The following is a 16,899-nucleotide window of genomic DNA, read 5'->3' on the forward strand; positions in this document are numbered from 1 at the left end:
GTTAGTTAATTAATGAAATAGCCCTTTGAGTACAGAGCTAAGTATGGTTAGAAATAGACAGGACATAAACCATCCTGAGATCTGCGTATCTATGCGATCTTTGCCCAGCTGCCAATTGTTGTAAATGCGTAATCCTCCAATTAGTCCACAAATGGCTCCGATAGCTAGCGCGAGATCCGAAAAGTTGAAATAATAGCGGTTCACCTCATTTGTAAGGCTATAAAATTCATTTATTCCAGGTTGTGCGTTAAGCGTTTTTACGTTAAGGGAAATAATGAGGTAGAATAAAATAAAACAAGTTGATTTTTGCATAACAGCTGAGGTTAATAGGGGATAGCCTTGGTGTACTCTATAACTTGGCTCTGCATAAGTGAGAAAAGTTCATTTATACTTACTCCCCCTGTTGATTCAAGTTGAGCAGACTTAAGAACCGTGGATGATTGATCTGCCGGATACTGCTCGCTAGGAATCATAGAGGATACTTTAATTTCGCTACTAGCTAAGGAGACTTTTACTGGAGCGGCAGGTCTAGGGATTATTATCTCATGCGAGTCGCTTTGGCTAGTTGGTTTGGGGGAACTTAAGTATAAGTCGTAGAGAATGTTTAGAACATAATAAATGGCGTAGCCTATTGCAAGGCTTAATAAAAAGTTAAACCAGTTCATAGTTAAGAATTAATAATAAATGTTAGAAATAATTATTTGTATAGATACTGATGATACAGACTATCGAACACGGGCATTATCAGGCTTAAAAGGGTCGTGGGGGTGTGTATATTTGTTAGCTTTTGAAAATCTATTCTATCATTAATAATAGAAGTAATGGTGCCAAAGTTTGCTAAAGCCTTTTCTATTTCAGCTTTTGCATCTATAATAGGACCAGATTTAATTCTATTAGGAATATAACATATAGGTACTCTAGGATTAATTTTGGATATAACTAAACTAAATAGCAATGTAGCATGGGTAGTATATTGATCATAGCAAAAAGGACATATAATAAGATCGGCTAATGAAAAATAGTTTTTAAGAGTACTTTCCTGAATATTGCTAGGTGTATCAACAAGCACAATTTTATTTGGGTGCTCTTTAATTTGCGAAAGTAGATTCATGCTTTCGGCTTGCTCGCAAGAGTAAATACTGTATAAAGCCGGGGTCTGAAGTATTTGCGTATTCTTCTGCATGTTTACTAAAGACTGCTTGAAATCTAAATCTACTATACTAACCCATCTTCTATGTTCTTGCGATAGATAATTTGCCAAGGCAAGTGTTAAGGTGCTTTTTCCAACTCCTCCTTTAATATTTGCAAATAGAATAATCATAATCAGGGTTTAATTTACTGCGAGGTAGTTTTATATTTCCTTCTTTTATTTAATCTCCCTGGATCATATTCTTCAAGGATTTCAATATTAAAATCTCCAATTGATATTCCTGTAGATTCTTTAAATTCATTATCTATATCAGCCTTTAGAATGTTTATGGAAGCTGAGTGTGTTAGATTTTCAGCAAAATTATTGTTCTTAACAGGCCTAATAAACTCCTCAATGGAACATATATCGCTACCTTCAAAAATAGATTTACTATGATGATCAATTATACAATAATGAGTAGGTAACTGCCGGCTTCTGCCATGAAAGATCAGATCAATATTATAGTCTTTTTTAAGCTGTAAAATAAATTCTGAAGTGCAACAAATGGGGTAAGAAGAAAATTTTTGATAACTTAAATAGTGTTTTGTTAGTATTGCTGTATCATACTTTTTTAGACCCTGTAAAAAAATCTCTTTAAGTTGCTGTACTCGTTTTGAAGATTGATCATTGGGAGTTATTTTAGCATAAATTTTACTAAGGGAAATTTCGGACTGTACTCTCCCGTGACGTATAAGCTTTAAATATCCATCTTTTATATCACAGACATATCCAATTGAATAGAGCATCATAATAAATTCCATGCGGGAAGAGAATTTATAACTCAAGGCCTTAATTATATCTTGTTCAGCTTGCTTTGGAGTATCTATGCCTAAAATTTGATTCAAGACTGAATAGCTGCGTATACCTTCAAAACTGTTATCAATGGCCTTACCTTCACGTGCTACACGAGAAGAGACTATGTGGACATGATTAACTTTGGTATCGTAGTGAAAAAAAATAAGGTAGGGCTGCTTACCGTAGCCCATTCTATCTAGCCACTTTTTTGCAATATCAGTAAGCTCCCATTTATTTTTTATTTCCTCCTTACACGAAATTGCAGTATGTAATTGTGGCTTTTTCATATAACTAGATATTGATATACTCATTAAATAATCCATATAATCTTCTGGCTTTATAATTCTAAGAATACCAAGAGCATGAAAATTTTCTGCGCACATTAATTCAGCTCTGTCGCTACTAACTTTAGATATGTTATATAAAACACCCTTAAATGATTGCTGACTATCAAATATTTTCACTCTCATTTCATCTTCTTGGTTAATTTTAATAGTCCACGAAAGCTTTCTTCAATACGGCTTAGTGTCTTTAAATATTCCTCAATACTTGCTATGGGAACTGAGCTACTTATATTATTTGTATTGTCATCTTGTCCTTGATGGGTAAAATATTTGTGTATCACAGGTTCTAGTGCACTTCTAATTTGGGCAATTTGACAACCAAGAAAATCCAAAGTTTTTATAAGCTCTACCGTATTATAAAGCATAATATCAGAGTTTTCAATCAGCATTAATCTAACAATCTTAGATTTACTCATTCCTAAGCTCTTAGATAGCGTTACAAACTTAGAGAACTCAGATTGCGTTAGGGAAAGATAATAACGCCGTTTTTGCTCAGTTTTATTTTTAGTATTTAAAGGCTTTTTATAATTCATGGTAAAAGGGTTTTATCGCTTTAAATAATTATTAAAGGAATGATATTTACATCCAAGCTTGTCCACTAGCATTTCATTATAGTCTTTGTAACCTTTGTATTCTCGGGAGTGGTCCCTAGCCTGAGCAAGTGCATTTAATATATGTGTTGTGGCCTGTCTTCCTGCCTTATCATTGTCCAGAAAAAGATCTATTCGTTTAAAGCATTTAAATCTGTCTATAGTTTTATTTAACTGCGCTATAGAATTAAGTACATAAATTGTAGGAGAGATAGTGTTATGGTTTGTGTGTTTTAGCCAGCTTAAATAATCCATGTAGCCTTCAAAAACTGCAGCATGGTCTTTATCTGATCCAGGAACAATGGATATTCCTTTTGCTCCTATACTACTTTTAAAACCTTTAATAGTACTAAACTCATAATTCTTATGTTCATTTTGCCAACCTACTGCATAATAACTGGTTTGTGAATCTTTATTTAAATGGTTCTTGTAATACACTTCCAGGAGATGTCCTTGGGCAACATCAAAGATTCCTCTTGATTCTAAGTATTTGGTAAGCAAAAAGTTTGTGCCTAGCGGTTTTGTTTTAACTAGTTCAAAGGCATACTCTGTTGACTTTGAGGGAATTGAATGTAAATTTTGAGCACTCTTGTATGAATCGGTGGATTGCATATTTAGTGTTTTTCGCATTTCAAGCAAAACTTCTTTAAATGAAAGTTCAGGCCAGTAGGCAAGTGCTAGTTGAATTATTCCCCCTCCATATATGCCCGAGTGGTTGGCCCCGCCTCTATCTATCCATTTGCCTCCTTCATCCCATACACTGAAAGATGGAGTAGAGCGAGTGGTCTGACGAAGCATGCTGTGATAAAACAGTTCTTTACCGGATTTCTTTACAGGATAATGTCCTAAGGCGGCAAGGAAATCTGAAATCCGAATATTTTGGAATTCATCAATATTAACATAAGTTGACATTTTATAATTGTTTGTAAGTAAAACATATTTGTTTATCAATGGGGAAGCTCCTGATCTTGAGATTTGTTTAATACATCTCCCGCAGTAGATTACTCGTTAAAGCTCTATTGAGTAATGCTTTAAATGAGCTTTTGTTGATTGAATATCAGTTAGATTCCTTTGTAATAGGACTTAACTCTATTTATAATATAAGTGTCGGAACTACTCACGTCAGTCCCTACGGACCGGGTATTTACCTGCCAATGTGCTTTCAGTATATTGAATAGAAATCCTATTCTCACTTTCACAAAATTTCCTTTTTATTTAAGGATAATGCTTCGTTCCTGTCTGTCAAAGAACTTATTCAAATCATTCTCGCAATGATTTTCTGTATTGTAAAGCTTGAGCTGTAATGCTGATAGCTTAAATGTTGTTTTATTATACATTATGAAATAGGCCTCTGGAATTAATTAATTAGAGCTAAAGCTGATTAAATGGAAAAACTGATTATTTTCTTTATATATTTCATAAGTCGATTTATAAATGAATCTCTAAAAGCATATTTTTTAATTTTTATCAAATCAATAAATTATAACCTTTTATTAACAGTGTGTATGGGTGAATAATTATATTTCACTTTAAGTTTCGTCTTGTGTTAAAAACCTGTCATTCAGAGTGTTGTGATTTTTTTTTTGTATGCGAAATAAAATATGATTTAATATAGAGGGTTGATTAAAAATCAGTGCTGCTGGGGAGCAGGAGGTGAAAAATAAACTTATAGAAGAATTATTCAATAGGATTTTCGGTGAAATTCTTTTAGTTAAGTATGGTGCTTAAATATTGAGTATAATAATTAGATAGCCCATCTAATTAATAGATAAATAATTGTAGATTATAAAACTGTTAAATTATCAAAATCATAATAAAACATTATTATGTATTCAAATAATTATAATATTCAAAAATATGACTGTTAAAAATTATTAAATCATTAAATATTTGTTTTGTAATTAAGACTATTGAGATAGCTTTGCATCATTAACTCAATTATAATGACTAGCAATTTATCTACTAGTATGATTCAGTATAAGAATCAACAGCAAGAATGTTTAACAGTAAATCTTTTAGCCAATATGTTATGGAAAGACCGTAATGTACTTTGTCTATATCATGGTTATAGTCTCGTGAATGAAAAGATCGATTTTCTTCTAAATTTTCATAGAGATCCAATTTATCCTGCAAAGAGTTATAACTTAAATGCTATACTAGATATACTGAAGGATTTGATTCAACTGCCTGAACTACCTGGGGTAATTGATATCGGTGAACTTAAAGAAAGTTTCCCTAAAGAGCAGGCTATTACAAAAGAATCTCTTATTTCAAAATTATGGTACTTGCATCTAAATAATAATATAGAGGCTAAAGATGTTATTTTATATGGCTTTGGACGTATAGGTAGATTACTTGCTCGAGAGTTATGTACAGATCCCGCCCTTAAAATTAAACTTAATTTACGTGCCGTGGTAACCCGAGATCCTATAGATATAAAGTATCTCAAGAAGCGTGCTTCATTATTGCAAAAGGATTCTATTCATGGATCATTCCGAGGGGTTATAGATATTGATGAGCAATCCCATAGTATAATAGTGAATGGTAAACCAATCCGTTTTATTAATGCTAATGATCCACAGGAGATTGATTATAGCATGCTTGATATTAAAGATGCCATTTTGATTGATAATACCGGTCAGTTCAGAGATCTTAAATCACTTTCGATGCATTTGAGATTAGGGATTGAAAGTGTAATTCTTACTGCGCCGGGCAAGGATATTCCTAATATTGTGTTTGGCATTAACCATAATATAGCCACTGATACTCTATCTCCTATATATTCTACGGCTTCATGTACAACCAATGCAATAAGCCCTGTACTTAATCTAATTCAACAAGAATTTGGCATTATAAAGGGGCATATAGAAACCATACATGCTTATACTAATGATCAAAATTTAGTGGATAATATGCATGCAAAAAATAGAAGGGGGCGTGCTGCTGCACTAAATATGGTCATCACTGAAACGGGGGCAGGTGCTGCAGTTTCGAAAATAATTCCTGTACTAAAAGATAAATTAACGTCAAATGCAATTCGGGTACCGGTATCCAATGGGTCGCTAGCAATTTTGATACTTGAATTAAATAAAAAGACTACTGTGTCTGAGGTGCACAGCTTAATAATGCGTTCAGCCGCCACTCCCTCCAAACATAAACAAATAGATTTATCTTTTGATGAGGATCTTGTATCCTCGGATATCGTAGGTCTTTCTCCTTCAGGTATTGTGGATGGTTGTGCAACGCATATTTCTCATGATGGTCACACACTTACCCTATATGTATGGTACGATAATGAATATGGCTATTCAATGCAGGTACTCGGATTTGCATGTTGGTTAAGCACTAGCTCTATCCAAAGACCGCTTTTAGGAGATAATGAAGTAATAAAACAAGGCGTATCACAAGAAACGGTTACTTTCTAAAGTATGAAATTTAAAAATTTACATCAATTTCTAAGACAAGAGGTTAACCGTGGTGAGCTGTGTACTGAATTAGCGAAATTAATTGTTGATATTTCTATATCTGGTAAGTTATTAGACGCTCAAATTAAGAAGTACGCTTTTAGTAAATCTATTATTAATTCAAGTACAAATGTCCACGGCGAAAAGCAACATCAGCTTGACATTATGGCGCATGATATTTTTTTAAATACTCTTAAAGATGGGAGGGTATGCTCTTACCTGATATCTGAAGAGCATAAAGAGATTTTAGAGCTAGATCCAATTCCAAACCAATCTATTTTTACTGTGTGTATTGACCCACTTGACGGATCATCCAACATTGATGTGAATGTATCCGTTGGGTCAATATTTTCAATTTATGTTCAAGATAAACCAGCGTCAAAGAACAGCTTGTCATTAAAATCGGGACGTAATCAATGCTGCGGTGGCTATTTAATATATGGACCAGTGACAATGTTTATTTTTACCTATGGAAAACAGGTTTTTGGTTTTACTTTAAATTCTGAATTAGGAGAGTTTGTCTTAACTCATGATAATATAAAATTATCCAAGGAGGGTTATACATATTCAGTAAATGAAGGAAATTTAAATGAGTTTCCTGGACAGGTAAAAGAGTATCTGAAATTTTGTAAACATCATGACCAAGAAAATATGCTCCCCTATAAGTCTAGGTATATTGGATCTATGGTAGCCGATATTCATAGAACATTGTTTCATGGTGGTATTTTTCTTTATCCATCTACGGCACTTTTTCCAAATGGAAAGTTGCGATTAATATATGAATGTAACCCAATAGCTTTTATTATTGAAAGGGCTGGAGGATTAGCTATAGACGGAATGAGACCTGTTCTAGATATCCCTATTATGAGTAGTCATCAAAAAGTACCCTTTATTGCAGGTAGTTATAATATGGTTAAAAAGGTTTTACACCTTTATAAAAATGCAAGTATTGACAATCATTTGTTTTATAGTTGTTAGATTAGTGTTGTGTGCAAAGGCCCATTTATGGGCCTTTTTCTATTTTATGAAATTTAATTAATTACCTGTCCATTCTTTTTGTTGAGTAATTTTTATCTATATAATATTAAATTTTTGCACGAATATATTACTGCAGAAGAAAATATTGTTGGGGTCAATTCAGTCCTAAATGTTCTGAAATTTTGCGTATCGAATTACCTTCTCGATACATTTTGTGAACCTCCTGATAGGTCATAAGTTTATTTAAATAATAGTTCATAATTACTTTGTCTTATTGCTATGACAAAGCTTGTTTTTTCTTTTGGAACTCTATGTTCCAAAAGATGAACTATGTATTTATTATTGCCAATTATGCTGCATTCTTTATTGCCAAAAACGCTGCACCATTCTTGCCATTTCTGCTGCACTCATAATTACCAAAAATTGTGTATTCTGAATTACCGATTACAATTGTTCATAATAAATGAAAATGAATACATGATTTGAAATAATTATTCGCTAAATTCGATCTCAATCGTGTAATTGCTAGAGGTGTCCTGCTATGCTGTGATCATATGGTTATACAACAGCAACTTAAGCAGTTTAATTGAAAGTGTCCCAACGTCCTCCGATATAATTGGCAAATTAAACCTAATCAACTGGCCCATTGACCTCCGTTATAGACAATATAAAAGGGATAATTTCATTAAAGAGAAAGTATGTTTTTCTTAAATATAGCTTTAAGGTTATAAGTGCAAGGGTGTAGGAAGTATACTACTCATATTAAAAATAAATTGCGATTTGGCTACTGCAAGAGATTTTTATTTCTGAAGAACAGAATGTTTCTTTTATAAAAAACGTTTTTATTATTTATTTGAGAATGAGAATTTCTAGTTCTTTTCTGCTTAGTTTAAGTAAATCAGCTATTTTATATACTGATGGATCTTTAACGTCTTGACTTTTTATAAAATCCTGAATACTACCTTCAATTTTCAAAGGTTCACGGTTTAATAACACATTATAACCCTCATCAAATAACTCTTGTGATAAAGATTTAATCATAATTTAAAATTACAAATTTGAGCTAATAAGAGTTCTGAATCACTCTAAGAAAGTATGGTTATATAGAATTTTAGCTTCATATGACTTTTGAATATTCCATACCATACTTTTTATTTAATACCTTCCTATGTAACTATTTTTTTGACGTCTTAAACCATGAAAATATCTTGCAACTTTATAAAGTTTGTAGATAAGGTGTAGGTAAATAGTTTGCTCTTATTTTATTTTGTCATTCAGTATCATTTTTATGTATGTTATTTCATCCATAGTTTGTGTTTTTGTTTGAAATAACAATCACATTATGCGAAAACAGGTTGTTCTTCCCAAGTTTCAGATACTTTTAGAACAAATAGGGGAAAATATAAAACTTGCTCGAAAACGTCGAAAGCTGACAGCGATACAAGTTGCAGAGCGTGCCGGCATTGCTCGTTCAACATTGTATCTTATAGAAAAGGGAGATTCGAGCGTTGCTATGGGAGCCTATTTTAATGTATTACGTGTCTTAGGTTTACAAGAAGATGTTTTAAAATTAGCATCAGATGATATTTTTGGTCGTAAGCTTCAAGATCTAGAATTATTATAATATGTCGGTTAATAAAACAGATATTTACGTTTATGCAGATTGGCAAGGACTAGTCCAGCCAACTTTAAGTATCGCCTGCTTGTCTTCCGCTAAGCTGTCTAAATTATTAAATAAATCAACAACAAGGTACTCTTGTGTAAGCTTTGTGGGAACAGTTAATTTTCAGCAATTCCTTTTGGACTGCTGAAAACACTGTACAGATTTTTATGGTACTTGACTTTTGTGGTGTTATGTTATACCAAAAAATAACTTAGTTAGGTAAAACCTATAAGTCACTATAACTTATTCTTGCGATACGCGTAATAAAAGACTGTAGGCAATACCGTAAAAGATAAAACCAAGCAAATCATTAATCCACCTACAATCATAATGGCTAACGGTTTTTGGATTTCAGAACCCATTCCAGTAGATAAGGCTGCTGGTAATAAACCCAATGAGCCCATTAGAGCAATCATTAAGATGGAACGGATACGGTCTTTCACGCCTAATTTAATAGCTTTTATCAATGGATATTCTTTTAGATTATCTTTCATTACAGCTATTAGGATAATCCCATTGATGGTATTAACTCCAAACAAAATGATTAATCCAATTCCTGCGGAAATTCCAAAGATAGTATTGGTGATCCATAAGGATAGAAATCCTCCAATAAAAGCAAATGGAATTGTGATTGCTGCCAATGCCGTATCTTTCATATTTCCGAAATTACTATACAATAACAACAGAATTAGGACTAAAGAAATTGGAATTACTGTCATTAATTGTTTTGAAGCACGTTCTTTACTTTCGAACTCACCTGCCCATTCCATATAGTTATCTTTTGGAAGTTCCACTTCTTTAGCTACCACTTCTTTTGCTTCCGAAATCGTTGAACCTAAATCACGCCCATCTATACTAAAACCAACACCAATGTAACGGCTGTTTCCTTCACGGTAAATAAAAGCAGGACCTGTTTTGTAGCCAATCGTTGCTATTTCTTGTAGCGGTACATTTTGTCCGTTACTTGTTGGAATTAGAATATTACCAATCTTTTCAGGAGAGTCACGGTATTCTTTCTCGAAACGTAGAATTACATCAAACTGTCGATCATTCTCATAGAATTTAGTAGCTGCTTGACCTCCAATTGTCATTTCAATTACGGCTTGAACATCGGCCGTACTGATACCATAACGTGCCATTTTGGTATCGTGTAATTGAATTTTCAATTCAGGTAAACCAATATTTTTGTATACATTAATGTCGGTAATACCTTTTACTTTTCCAATGGATGTAGATACTTTATTAGCATAATTTTCTAAATCGTATAAATCGTCACCAAAAATTTTAATTACCAAAGAACTTTTTACCCCCGCCACATATTCTTCGACATTATCCTGAATCGGTTGCGAGAATCCAAAGGTAATTCCTGGATAATTAGCCAATTTATTACGCATTTCTTGGATGATTTCATCTTTCGAAATAGAACGTGTCCAATCGGATTCGTCTTTTAGCTGGATATTAAATTCGATATTAAAAAACCCTGTTGGATCGGTACCATCGTTTGGCCTTCCTGTTTGCGTTAAGATAAAGTCTATTTCCTCAGTATCTTTCAATAGCAGTGTTTTCATATCTTTGGTTAATCGAGTTGATTCTTTCAGATTGATACTATTGGGTAAAGTGGCACGCACGTAAATTGATCCCTCATTCAATTGTGGTAAAAACTCCGAACCGTAATTCATAAATTTCACTGAACAAATCGCCAATACTCCAACAAATACAGCTGTTGTTAAAGTTTTGGCTTTGAATGAGATATTGAATAATTTGTAAATTGAATTGATACAAAATTTTGAAATGAAATTCTCTTTTTCTTCGATATTTTTAGTGAATAACAATTTACACATTGCTGGAACATATGTTAAACTCAAGATTAGCGAACCTAACAAAGCATAACCCAATGTAAAAGCTAATGGTGTAAACATTTTTCCTTCTACTTTTTGGAAAGAAAAAATGGGTAATAAGGCTACAATTAATATGATTAAAGCAAAGAAAATATAAGATGCTACACTTCCCGCACTTTTCTTAATCACGCCCATTTTACTCATTTTCGCAAAACGTTCCGCCCCAACTTTGTGCTGCATGGTGGCTAAAGCGACAAAAACCGTTTCTACAATCACGAGCGTCCCTTCGAGTAATAATCCAAAATCTAAAGCTCCCATTGAAATTAAATTCGCTGGTAAACCTTGAATTTTGAGCATAATAATGGCAAATAAAAAAGCCAATGGAATTACCGATGCAACGATGAAGGTTGACTTCCAATTGTACAAGAATATAAATACAATTAGCGAAACCAATAATATTCCTTCAACCATATTCTTCGCTACCGTTTTCACTGTATTATCGACCAATTTGGTGCGATCCACTACCGTTTCTATTTTGACATTATCTGGTAAAGTACGTTCGTTAAGCTCTTCGATTTTTTGTTTCAAGTTGCCAATAACTTCTGATGGATTTTGACCACGAAGCATAATCACAATACCTTGGACCAAATCATCATGTTCATTGTAGCCGACCTGTCCTAAACGTGGTTTACTTGAAACAATTACTTCAGCAACATTCTTAATTAAAATGGGGGTAGAACCATTCAGTTTTACCGTAATATTACCGATGTCTTCAATTTTATCCAGCAAACCCACGCCACGCACTACATACGCTTGATCTGCTTGTTGAATTACATCTCCACCTACATTTATATTGGATTTAGAAACGGCTTCGTATACATCCAATGGTGATAAATCGTAATTCTTTAGTTCGGTTGGATTGATTTTTATCTCATAGATTTTTTCTTCACCACCAAAACTCACCACATCGGCAACTCCTGGTACAGAAAGCAATTCACGTTCGATCACCCAATCTTGAATGGCGGTGACTTCTTTAATTGGCAAGTCACTTTTAATAACATAACGGAAAATTTCCCCAGTAGCCCCCGAGGGCGGTTCGATCGATGCGTCGGCTCCTTGTGGTAAATCGACACCGTTTAATTTGTTAGACACATATTGTTGCGCATAAAAATCATCAATTCCGTCTTCAAATTGTACTGTTACGACGGATAATCCAAATAAGGAAATCGAACGAATATTGGATTTATGCGGAATACTATTCATCACTTTAGAAACAGGTAAAGTCACTAACTTTTCCATTTCTTCTGCACTACGACCAGTCCATTGTGTAATAATACGTGCACGGGTATTGGTTACATCCGGAAATGCTTCAATAGGTGTCTTTTTTAAGGAGAAAATTCCACCAAAAAGCAATGCTAAAGTAGCGAAAATAACAAATGTGGTATTGCGCAACGAGAAGGTTACGACTGCTTGTACTAACTTCTGCATCGGATTATTTGTTTAATTCTTCCACTAAAAGCAAAGCATTCGAACTGATAACCTTCTCGTTCTTTGCAAATTTTTCTTCTACATACGTATATTCAGCATTGGATGCGATAGCCGTAATTTTTCGAACTTCCATTGAGCAATCGTCTTTATAAACGACAACATATTCTTTATTATTCTCAAATACTTTGGCTGAATTAGGTATTGCAAAAGCAGTCCCAATCACATTTTTTTTGTCGATGATGATATCCGCACTTAAACCAGGCATTAGGTTTAAATCTTGATTTTCTAATACTACTCGGGCTTTAATAACGTGTTCGTTATCATCGAATATGTTATATATTTTATCAATTTTACCCGCATACATTCTGTCAGGAAACGCTACCGTTTTTACTTTTACGTGATCGCCTTGTTTAATGTATTTTAAATTACTCGCGTAAATATTCACCATTACCCACACTTGTTTTAAGTTAGAAATTGAAAACAAAGCTTCGTCTGCATCATTAGATATAGATTGACCAGAACTGATATTTTTCTGAACAATGTATCCGTTTTTAGGCGCCAAAATTTGGAACTGCTCGTCACCTATTGCACGATACATTTTTAAAGTTGAATTGATTTTATCCCATTCAATTTGAGCTGCTTGTAGTTCATGCTCTAATGCTAAAACCTCAGGTTGTGAACTCATACCATCTTTTAATAATTCATTTTTTGATTGTATTTGTTTGCGTAATAAATCAATCTGATTTTGGTAATAACGACGTTCTTGTGTTATCCCCTGAACTTCGGCAGATTTTACAACGGCTAATACTTGCCCTTGACGGACATAATCGCCCAATTCGAAATTGACACTATTAACGACCCCTTGTAGTAAACTTTTATGAGCTACTAAATCATTCTCATTATATTCAACCTTACCTGTAAGCGTTAGCTGCTCGTGAATAGGTTGTTCAGAAATTGTAGAAATAGTTGTTGACTTTTTCAATTGATCATTTAAACAGAAGGTTTCATTTTTATTTACTTCAACTGTTTTTTTTTCTTCTTTGTTGGCACAACTGTTTAAAACAAACAATAATGCAGCTAAAATGTATATAGATTTGTTCATACGATTAAAAATCTTTTCCTACGATATATTGTAATTCTTCGAAAGTATTTTGATAAGTCTGTTGCAATTGGAAATACGCTTGATTGGCTTCACGATAAGCCTGAGTAAAATCAATAAATTCCAATAAAGTCACTTGATTATTTTGGAAGTGCTTTTTGTAATTATCGAGCATTTGTTTTTGATTTTTGAGGTGATCAACTGGCCAATTTTGAAGAGATTTTTCTATTCTAATCAATTGATTTCGTAATTGATGAATGGACTGAATAAGATTATTCTCCACGGTTAGTTGATTGGATTGCTCTTGTATAATACCAATTTCAGCTGCTTTGATATTGCCTTTATTTCTGTTAAAAACAGGTAAATCGAAACTAACCCCTAGACCAATAAAATCACTCATAATATTTCCACCACGATCATAATTCATTTGTACGGTAAGATCCGGCTTCTTTTCTGCCTTTTCTAAAACTAACAGTTGTTGCGCTTTTGCTTTTTCATTTAATTGACGTTTCAATCCAATGTTCTGTTCTTTGGCAATTTCAACAAGATTGATCGGTAATATTTGGGATTTGATGTTTGCGGATGTTTCAAATTTGATTTGTGAAACATCTAAACTGTGATTATGCGTCAAAATTTGAAGTTTGCTTAACGCTTCAAATTGTTCATTTTCTATTTCAATTTGCTGTTTTTGCAAACCAATTAATTCCGTTTGAATACGGTAAAAATCAGCCGTAGACACATTCTTCAGCTCAGATTGACGTTGATATTGAGCATACATTTGCGTGTACAATTCAACAATTACATTCAAGTGCTTAACTTCTTGCTGAATGCGTTGTAGATCATAAAAGGTTAATCTTAACTCTTTTCGCAATTCACGGAGCAATTCTTCATACTCAAAAGTTGCTGATTTTTGGTCTAATTGTTTTAACGCTACACGTTTTTTACGTTTGCCAGCAGTTTCAATCATCTGCTGCAAATCAACAGATATTTGTTGATTTTGCCCATACTTACCAAACAGATAAGGTTGCTTTTCAATATTGTACGTTTTCCAAAGGTTAACTTCAGAAATTGAAAGCGTAGGATTTGGCCATAATTTCTCCTGTATGATTTCGGCTTGCGCCTTATCAATGTTAAATTTTGAAGCAAGGAGCTGCGAATTGCTTTGTATAAACTGATTTTCGAGATCGGTTAATGTGGTGGTTTGTGCCTGTAAAGCAGGCGCAGCACAGATAAACGCGATAGGAAATAAAATATGTTTCATTTCTAGAAATTTGAAATCTCAAAACTAGGAATCAAACATTAAAGAGATTTTTGAGTTAGATTAGAATTTGATTAGAATTACTTAAAATGTTAATCGCATAATGGTTCCTTTGGGCTGATTGGATAATATCTCTAATTCAATACGATGAATTTTGAAAATAATATCCGCAATAGATAGTCCAATTCCTTTACCTTGATAAGAAGATGTGTTTTTTCCACGGTAGAAATTTTGGCGAATTTGAGGTAATTCGTCAATTTTGATTCCAATTCCGGTATCGATAATTTGAAGAATTAATCGTTCTTGAATGGTTAGAAATTGTATCTGTATTTGCTGATTATTAGAATATTTAATCGCATTAGAAATGAGGTTTCCTATGGCTAAATTAAGTAATTGATTATTCCCGTTGATCGTCAATAGTTGATCATTTTCCACATCCAAATCTACTTTAATATCTGCTTGATGATAGACAATTTGGTTTTCTACCAATTCCCAAATTACTTCATCTATGCGAATATGCGACAATTCAAAATTGGTTTTTGCCCCTGAAAGCAACATCATTTGATCGATTGCTTCTTGTAGATCTATCGTATATTGCTGTAATTGTTGCAACGCTTCTTGATATTCCTCAGTGGTTCTATCCTTTTGTTTTGTAACTTCCAAAGTGCCCATTAAAGCGGTAATCGGCGTACGTAATTCGTGAGAAACATAGTCTATGAAATTCTTTTGTACCGAAAATGTTTCTGAAATTTGATTAATGAAACGGTTATAAGTCGTCGATAATTCTTTAATTTCAGTATAGGAATGTTCTAGAACAATCGGCTCTTTAAAATTGATTCCGTTTCTGTTTTTTATCTGAGAAATAAAATGTGTGATGGGTTGATAAGCTATAAATCCTAAATATTGCGACAACAGGTAGATGATGGCTAAACCAACTATGGAAGCAATAAGTAAAATTTGGAGCAACGAATTCATTTGATCGTTAAAAACTACTTTAGATTCACGAACTACAACCACAAAATCACCTTGATTATCTGTATAAAAAATTCCTTTGTAAAAGTAGTCCTCCGTGTGAAAAATACCATTATTATGTTTTCTAACCTCTTGTAGAAAGTCTTCAGAAATATTCATATCATTTGTCATTTCACCATTCACCTTATCGCTGTTATTGTTGTAAACGGCAATATTTTTGCGAGAAATGGTTTTTAACAATTGGCTTTTAATATTCTCATACTCGGAAGAAGAAAGTTCATCTTCTTCTAGATAATAAATAGCCGCCAAGAGTGATTTACTTTCGAGTGCTTTTATTTCCTTTTTTTCCATAGTAGAGTAAAAGGAAAAATAAATTATGGACGAAACTGTCAAAATTATAACGCTGAATATTAAGACAGAATAAATGGATAAACGATCTCTTAACTTCATATTTTAATCCGCCTTTAGCATATATCCAATTCCTTTAATAGTGTAAATATATTTTTGATTTTTCTCAATCTTATTTCTCAAATAAGATATATAAACATCCACAACATTGGTGTGATTATCAAAAGTTATACCCCAAACAGCATTTAAAATTTGAATTCGAGAAACCGCCTTGTTATTATTTTCGATTAAATAATTTAAAAGCTTGAATTCACGCGGCGATAAAATAACTTCTTCTCCTGCAATTTTCACAGTATACTGATTCAAATCGACCAGCATATCTCCAATTGCAAACGTATTGGATCTTTCTTCTTTTTGTGTATACTGATGTCTACGAGTCAAAGCATTTATTCGCGATAGCAATTCATCAAAATGAAAGGGTTTCGTCATATAATCATCAGCTCCAAAATCTAAAGCAGAGACTTTATCTTGTACAGAATTTAAAGCCGTTAACATCAATACTGGAGTGTATATTTTTTTATAACGAATGGTTTGAACTAATTGCATACCATCCATACCAGGAAGCATAATGTCGCAAATAATTAAATCAAAAGATAATTGTAGGTAATGATTTAAGAAATCTTCTGCAGATTTATATAGGGTTACAAAATGTGTATTTTCTTCTAATCCTTTTAGAATAAAATCACTAATTCGTTTATCATCTTCAATAAGAATAATTTGCATAACATGTTTTTCACAAAAATAGAAAAACATAAACCTCTAAAAAAATAACCATTCCTTTCTAGTGAAATTTTAATATATAATATTACATAT

The 16,899-nt window shown here is 33.0% G+C and carries 15 protein-coding genes; 3 read left to right on the plus strand and 12 right to left on the minus strand.

Features of this window, described 5'->3' with window-relative positions; genetic code table 11:
• Positions 1-9 precede the first annotated feature (9 nt).
• From G5B32_RS09650 to G5B32_RS09675, 6 genes are read right to left on the minus strand one after another with little or no spacing between them, the layout of a single operon-like run.
• On the minus strand, positions 10-312 hold the full coding sequence (locus G5B32_RS09650) for a DUF4134 domain-containing protein (RefSeq protein WP_165291334.1): 303 nt from the start codon (positions 310-312) through the stop codon (positions 10-12).
• Between the two features lie 11 nt (positions 313-323).
• Positions 324-665 (minus strand): hypothetical protein, encoded by a 342-nt coding sequence (locus tag G5B32_RS09655; RefSeq protein ID WP_165291335.1) that lies wholly within the window; start codon positions 663-665, stop codon positions 324-326.
• A gap of 32 nt (positions 666-697) precedes the next feature.
• A complete protein-coding gene (locus G5B32_RS09660; protein ID WP_165291336.1) occupies positions 698-1,321 on the minus strand; it encodes a ParA family protein in 624 nt (207 codons plus the stop codon).
• Positions 1,322-1,335: 14 nt separating this feature from the next.
• Positions 1,336-2,454, minus strand: coding sequence for a relaxase/mobilization nuclease domain-containing protein (locus G5B32_RS09665; protein ID WP_206366864.1), 1,119 nt, complete (start codon positions 2,452-2,454; stop codon positions 1,336-1,338).
• A complete protein-coding gene (locus G5B32_RS09670; protein WP_165291338.1) occupies positions 2,451-2,861 on the minus strand; it encodes a hypothetical protein in 411 nt (136 codons plus the stop codon). The genes G5B32_RS09665 and G5B32_RS09670 overlap by 4 nt, the downstream gene beginning before the upstream one ends.
• A 12-nt stretch (positions 2,862-2,873) precedes the next feature.
• A complete protein-coding gene (locus G5B32_RS09675; protein WP_165291339.1) occupies positions 2,874-3,830 on the minus strand; it encodes a toprim domain-containing protein in 957 nt (318 codons plus the stop codon).
• Between the two features lie 1,055 nt (positions 3,831-4,885).
• Between G5B32_RS09675 and G5B32_RS09680 the strand changes: the two genes are divergently transcribed.
• Together G5B32_RS09680 and G5B32_RS09685 are read left to right on the plus strand one after the other, a co-directional pair.
• Positions 4,886-6,343 (plus strand): glyceraldehyde-3-phosphate dehydrogenase, encoded by a 1,458-nt coding sequence (locus tag G5B32_RS09680; RefSeq protein ID WP_206366865.1) that lies wholly within the window; start codon positions 4,886-4,888, stop codon positions 6,341-6,343.
• Between the two features lie 3 nt (positions 6,344-6,346).
• Complete coding sequence (locus G5B32_RS09685; RefSeq protein ID WP_165291341.1) at positions 6,347-7,360, plus strand: class 1 fructose-1,6-bisphosphatase; 1,014 nt, start codon at positions 6,347-6,349, stop codon at positions 7,358-7,360.
• Between the two features lie 849 nt (positions 7,361-8,209).
• On the opposite strand, the gene G5B32_RS09690 is transcribed toward G5B32_RS09685, so the two are convergent.
• Positions 8,210-8,401, minus strand: coding sequence for a hypothetical protein (locus G5B32_RS09690; RefSeq protein ID WP_165291342.1), 192 nt, complete (start codon positions 8,399-8,401; stop codon positions 8,210-8,212).
• Between the two features lie 301 nt (positions 8,402-8,702).
• Between G5B32_RS09690 and G5B32_RS09695 the strand changes: the two genes are divergently transcribed.
• On the plus strand, positions 8,703-8,984 hold the full coding sequence (locus G5B32_RS09695; protein WP_165291343.1) for a helix-turn-helix domain-containing protein: 282 nt from the start codon (positions 8,703-8,705) through the stop codon (positions 8,982-8,984).
• A 275-nt stretch (positions 8,985-9,259) separates the two neighbouring features.
• On the opposite strand, the gene G5B32_RS09700 is transcribed toward G5B32_RS09695, so the two are convergent.
• The 5 genes from G5B32_RS09700 to G5B32_RS09720 form a co-directional block, all read right to left on the minus strand.
• Positions 9,260-12,349 (minus strand): efflux RND transporter permease subunit, encoded by a 3,090-nt coding sequence (locus G5B32_RS09700; RefSeq protein WP_165291344.1) that lies wholly within the window; start codon positions 12,347-12,349, stop codon positions 9,260-9,262.
• 4 nt (positions 12,350-12,353) lie between these two features.
• Positions 12,354-13,451: an efflux RND transporter periplasmic adaptor subunit gene (locus tag G5B32_RS09705; RefSeq protein ID WP_149913430.1), complete on the minus strand. Its 1,098-nt coding sequence runs from the start codon at positions 13,449-13,451 to the stop codon at positions 12,354-12,356.
• Between the two features lie 4 nt (positions 13,452-13,455).
• On the minus strand, positions 13,456-14,709 hold the full coding sequence (locus tag G5B32_RS09710; protein WP_165291345.1) for a TolC family protein: 1,254 nt from the start codon (positions 14,707-14,709) through the stop codon (positions 13,456-13,458).
• An 81-nt stretch (positions 14,710-14,790) separates the two neighbouring features.
• On the minus strand, positions 14,791-16,029 hold the full coding sequence (locus G5B32_RS09715) for a sensor histidine kinase (RefSeq protein ID WP_206366866.1): 1,239 nt from the start codon (positions 16,027-16,029) through the stop codon (positions 14,791-14,793).
• A gap of 102 nt (positions 16,030-16,131) precedes the next feature.
• Positions 16,132-16,809, minus strand: a complete 678-nt coding sequence (locus G5B32_RS09720; protein WP_165291347.1) for a response regulator transcription factor — start codon at positions 16,807-16,809, stop codon at positions 16,132-16,134.
• Between the last annotated feature and the right edge of the window lie 90 nt (positions 16,810-16,899).

Source organism: Sphingobacterium sp. SGL-16, from assembly GCF_011043515.1.
Lineage (GTDB): Bacteria > Bacteroidota > Bacteroidia > Sphingobacteriales > Sphingobacteriaceae > Sphingobacterium > Sphingobacterium litopenaei.

Coding starts and splice junctions, on each gene's coding strand:
- G5B32_RS09700 (WP_165291344.1), bottom strand. CDS start 12,349: ATGCAGAAGTTAGTACAAGCAGTCGTAACCTTCTCGTTGCGCAATACC.
- G5B32_RS09675 (WP_165291339.1), bottom strand. CDS start 3,830: ATGTCAACTTATGTTAATATTGATGAATTCCAAAATATTCGGATTTCA.
- G5B32_RS09695 (WP_165291343.1), top strand. CDS start 8,703: ATGCGAAAACAGGTTGTTCTTCCCAAGTTTCAGATACTTTTAGAACAA.
- G5B32_RS09690 (WP_165291342.1), bottom strand. CDS start 8,401: ATGATTAAATCTTTATCACAAGAGTTATTTGATGAGGGTTATAATGTG.
- G5B32_RS09715 (WP_206366866.1), bottom strand. CDS start 16,029: ATGGAAAAAAAGGAAATAAAAGCACTCGAAAGTAAATCACTCTTGGCG.
- G5B32_RS09655 (WP_165291335.1), bottom strand. CDS start 665: ATGAACTGGTTTAACTTTTTATTAAGCCTTGCAATAGGCTACGCCATT.
- G5B32_RS09680 (WP_206366865.1), top strand. CDS start 4,886: ATGATTCAGTATAAGAATCAACAGCAAGAATGTTTAACAGTAAATCTT.
- G5B32_RS09650 (WP_165291334.1), bottom strand. CDS start 312: ATGCAAAAATCAACTTGTTTTATTTTATTCTACCTCATTATTTCCCTT.
- G5B32_RS09665 (WP_206366864.1), bottom strand. CDS start 2,454: ATGAGAGTGAAAATATTTGATAGTCAGCAATCATTTAAGGGTGTTTTA.
- G5B32_RS09660 (WP_165291336.1), bottom strand. CDS start 1,321: ATGATTATTCTATTTGCAAATATTAAAGGAGGAGTTGGAAAAAGCACC.
- G5B32_RS09685 (WP_165291341.1), top strand. CDS start 6,347: ATGAAATTTAAAAATTTACATCAATTTCTAAGACAAGAGGTTAACCGT.
- G5B32_RS09720 (WP_165291347.1), bottom strand. CDS start 16,809: ATGCAAATTATTCTTATTGAAGATGATAAACGAATTAGTGATTTTATT.
- G5B32_RS09670 (WP_165291338.1), bottom strand. CDS start 2,861: ATGAATTATAAAAAGCCTTTAAATACTAAAAATAAAACTGAGCAAAAA.
- G5B32_RS09710 (WP_165291345.1), bottom strand. CDS start 14,709: ATGAAACATATTTTATTTCCTATCGCGTTTATCTGTGCTGCGCCTGCT.
- G5B32_RS09705 (WP_149913430.1), bottom strand. CDS start 13,451: ATGAACAAATCTATATACATTTTAGCTGCATTATTGTTTGTTTTAAAC.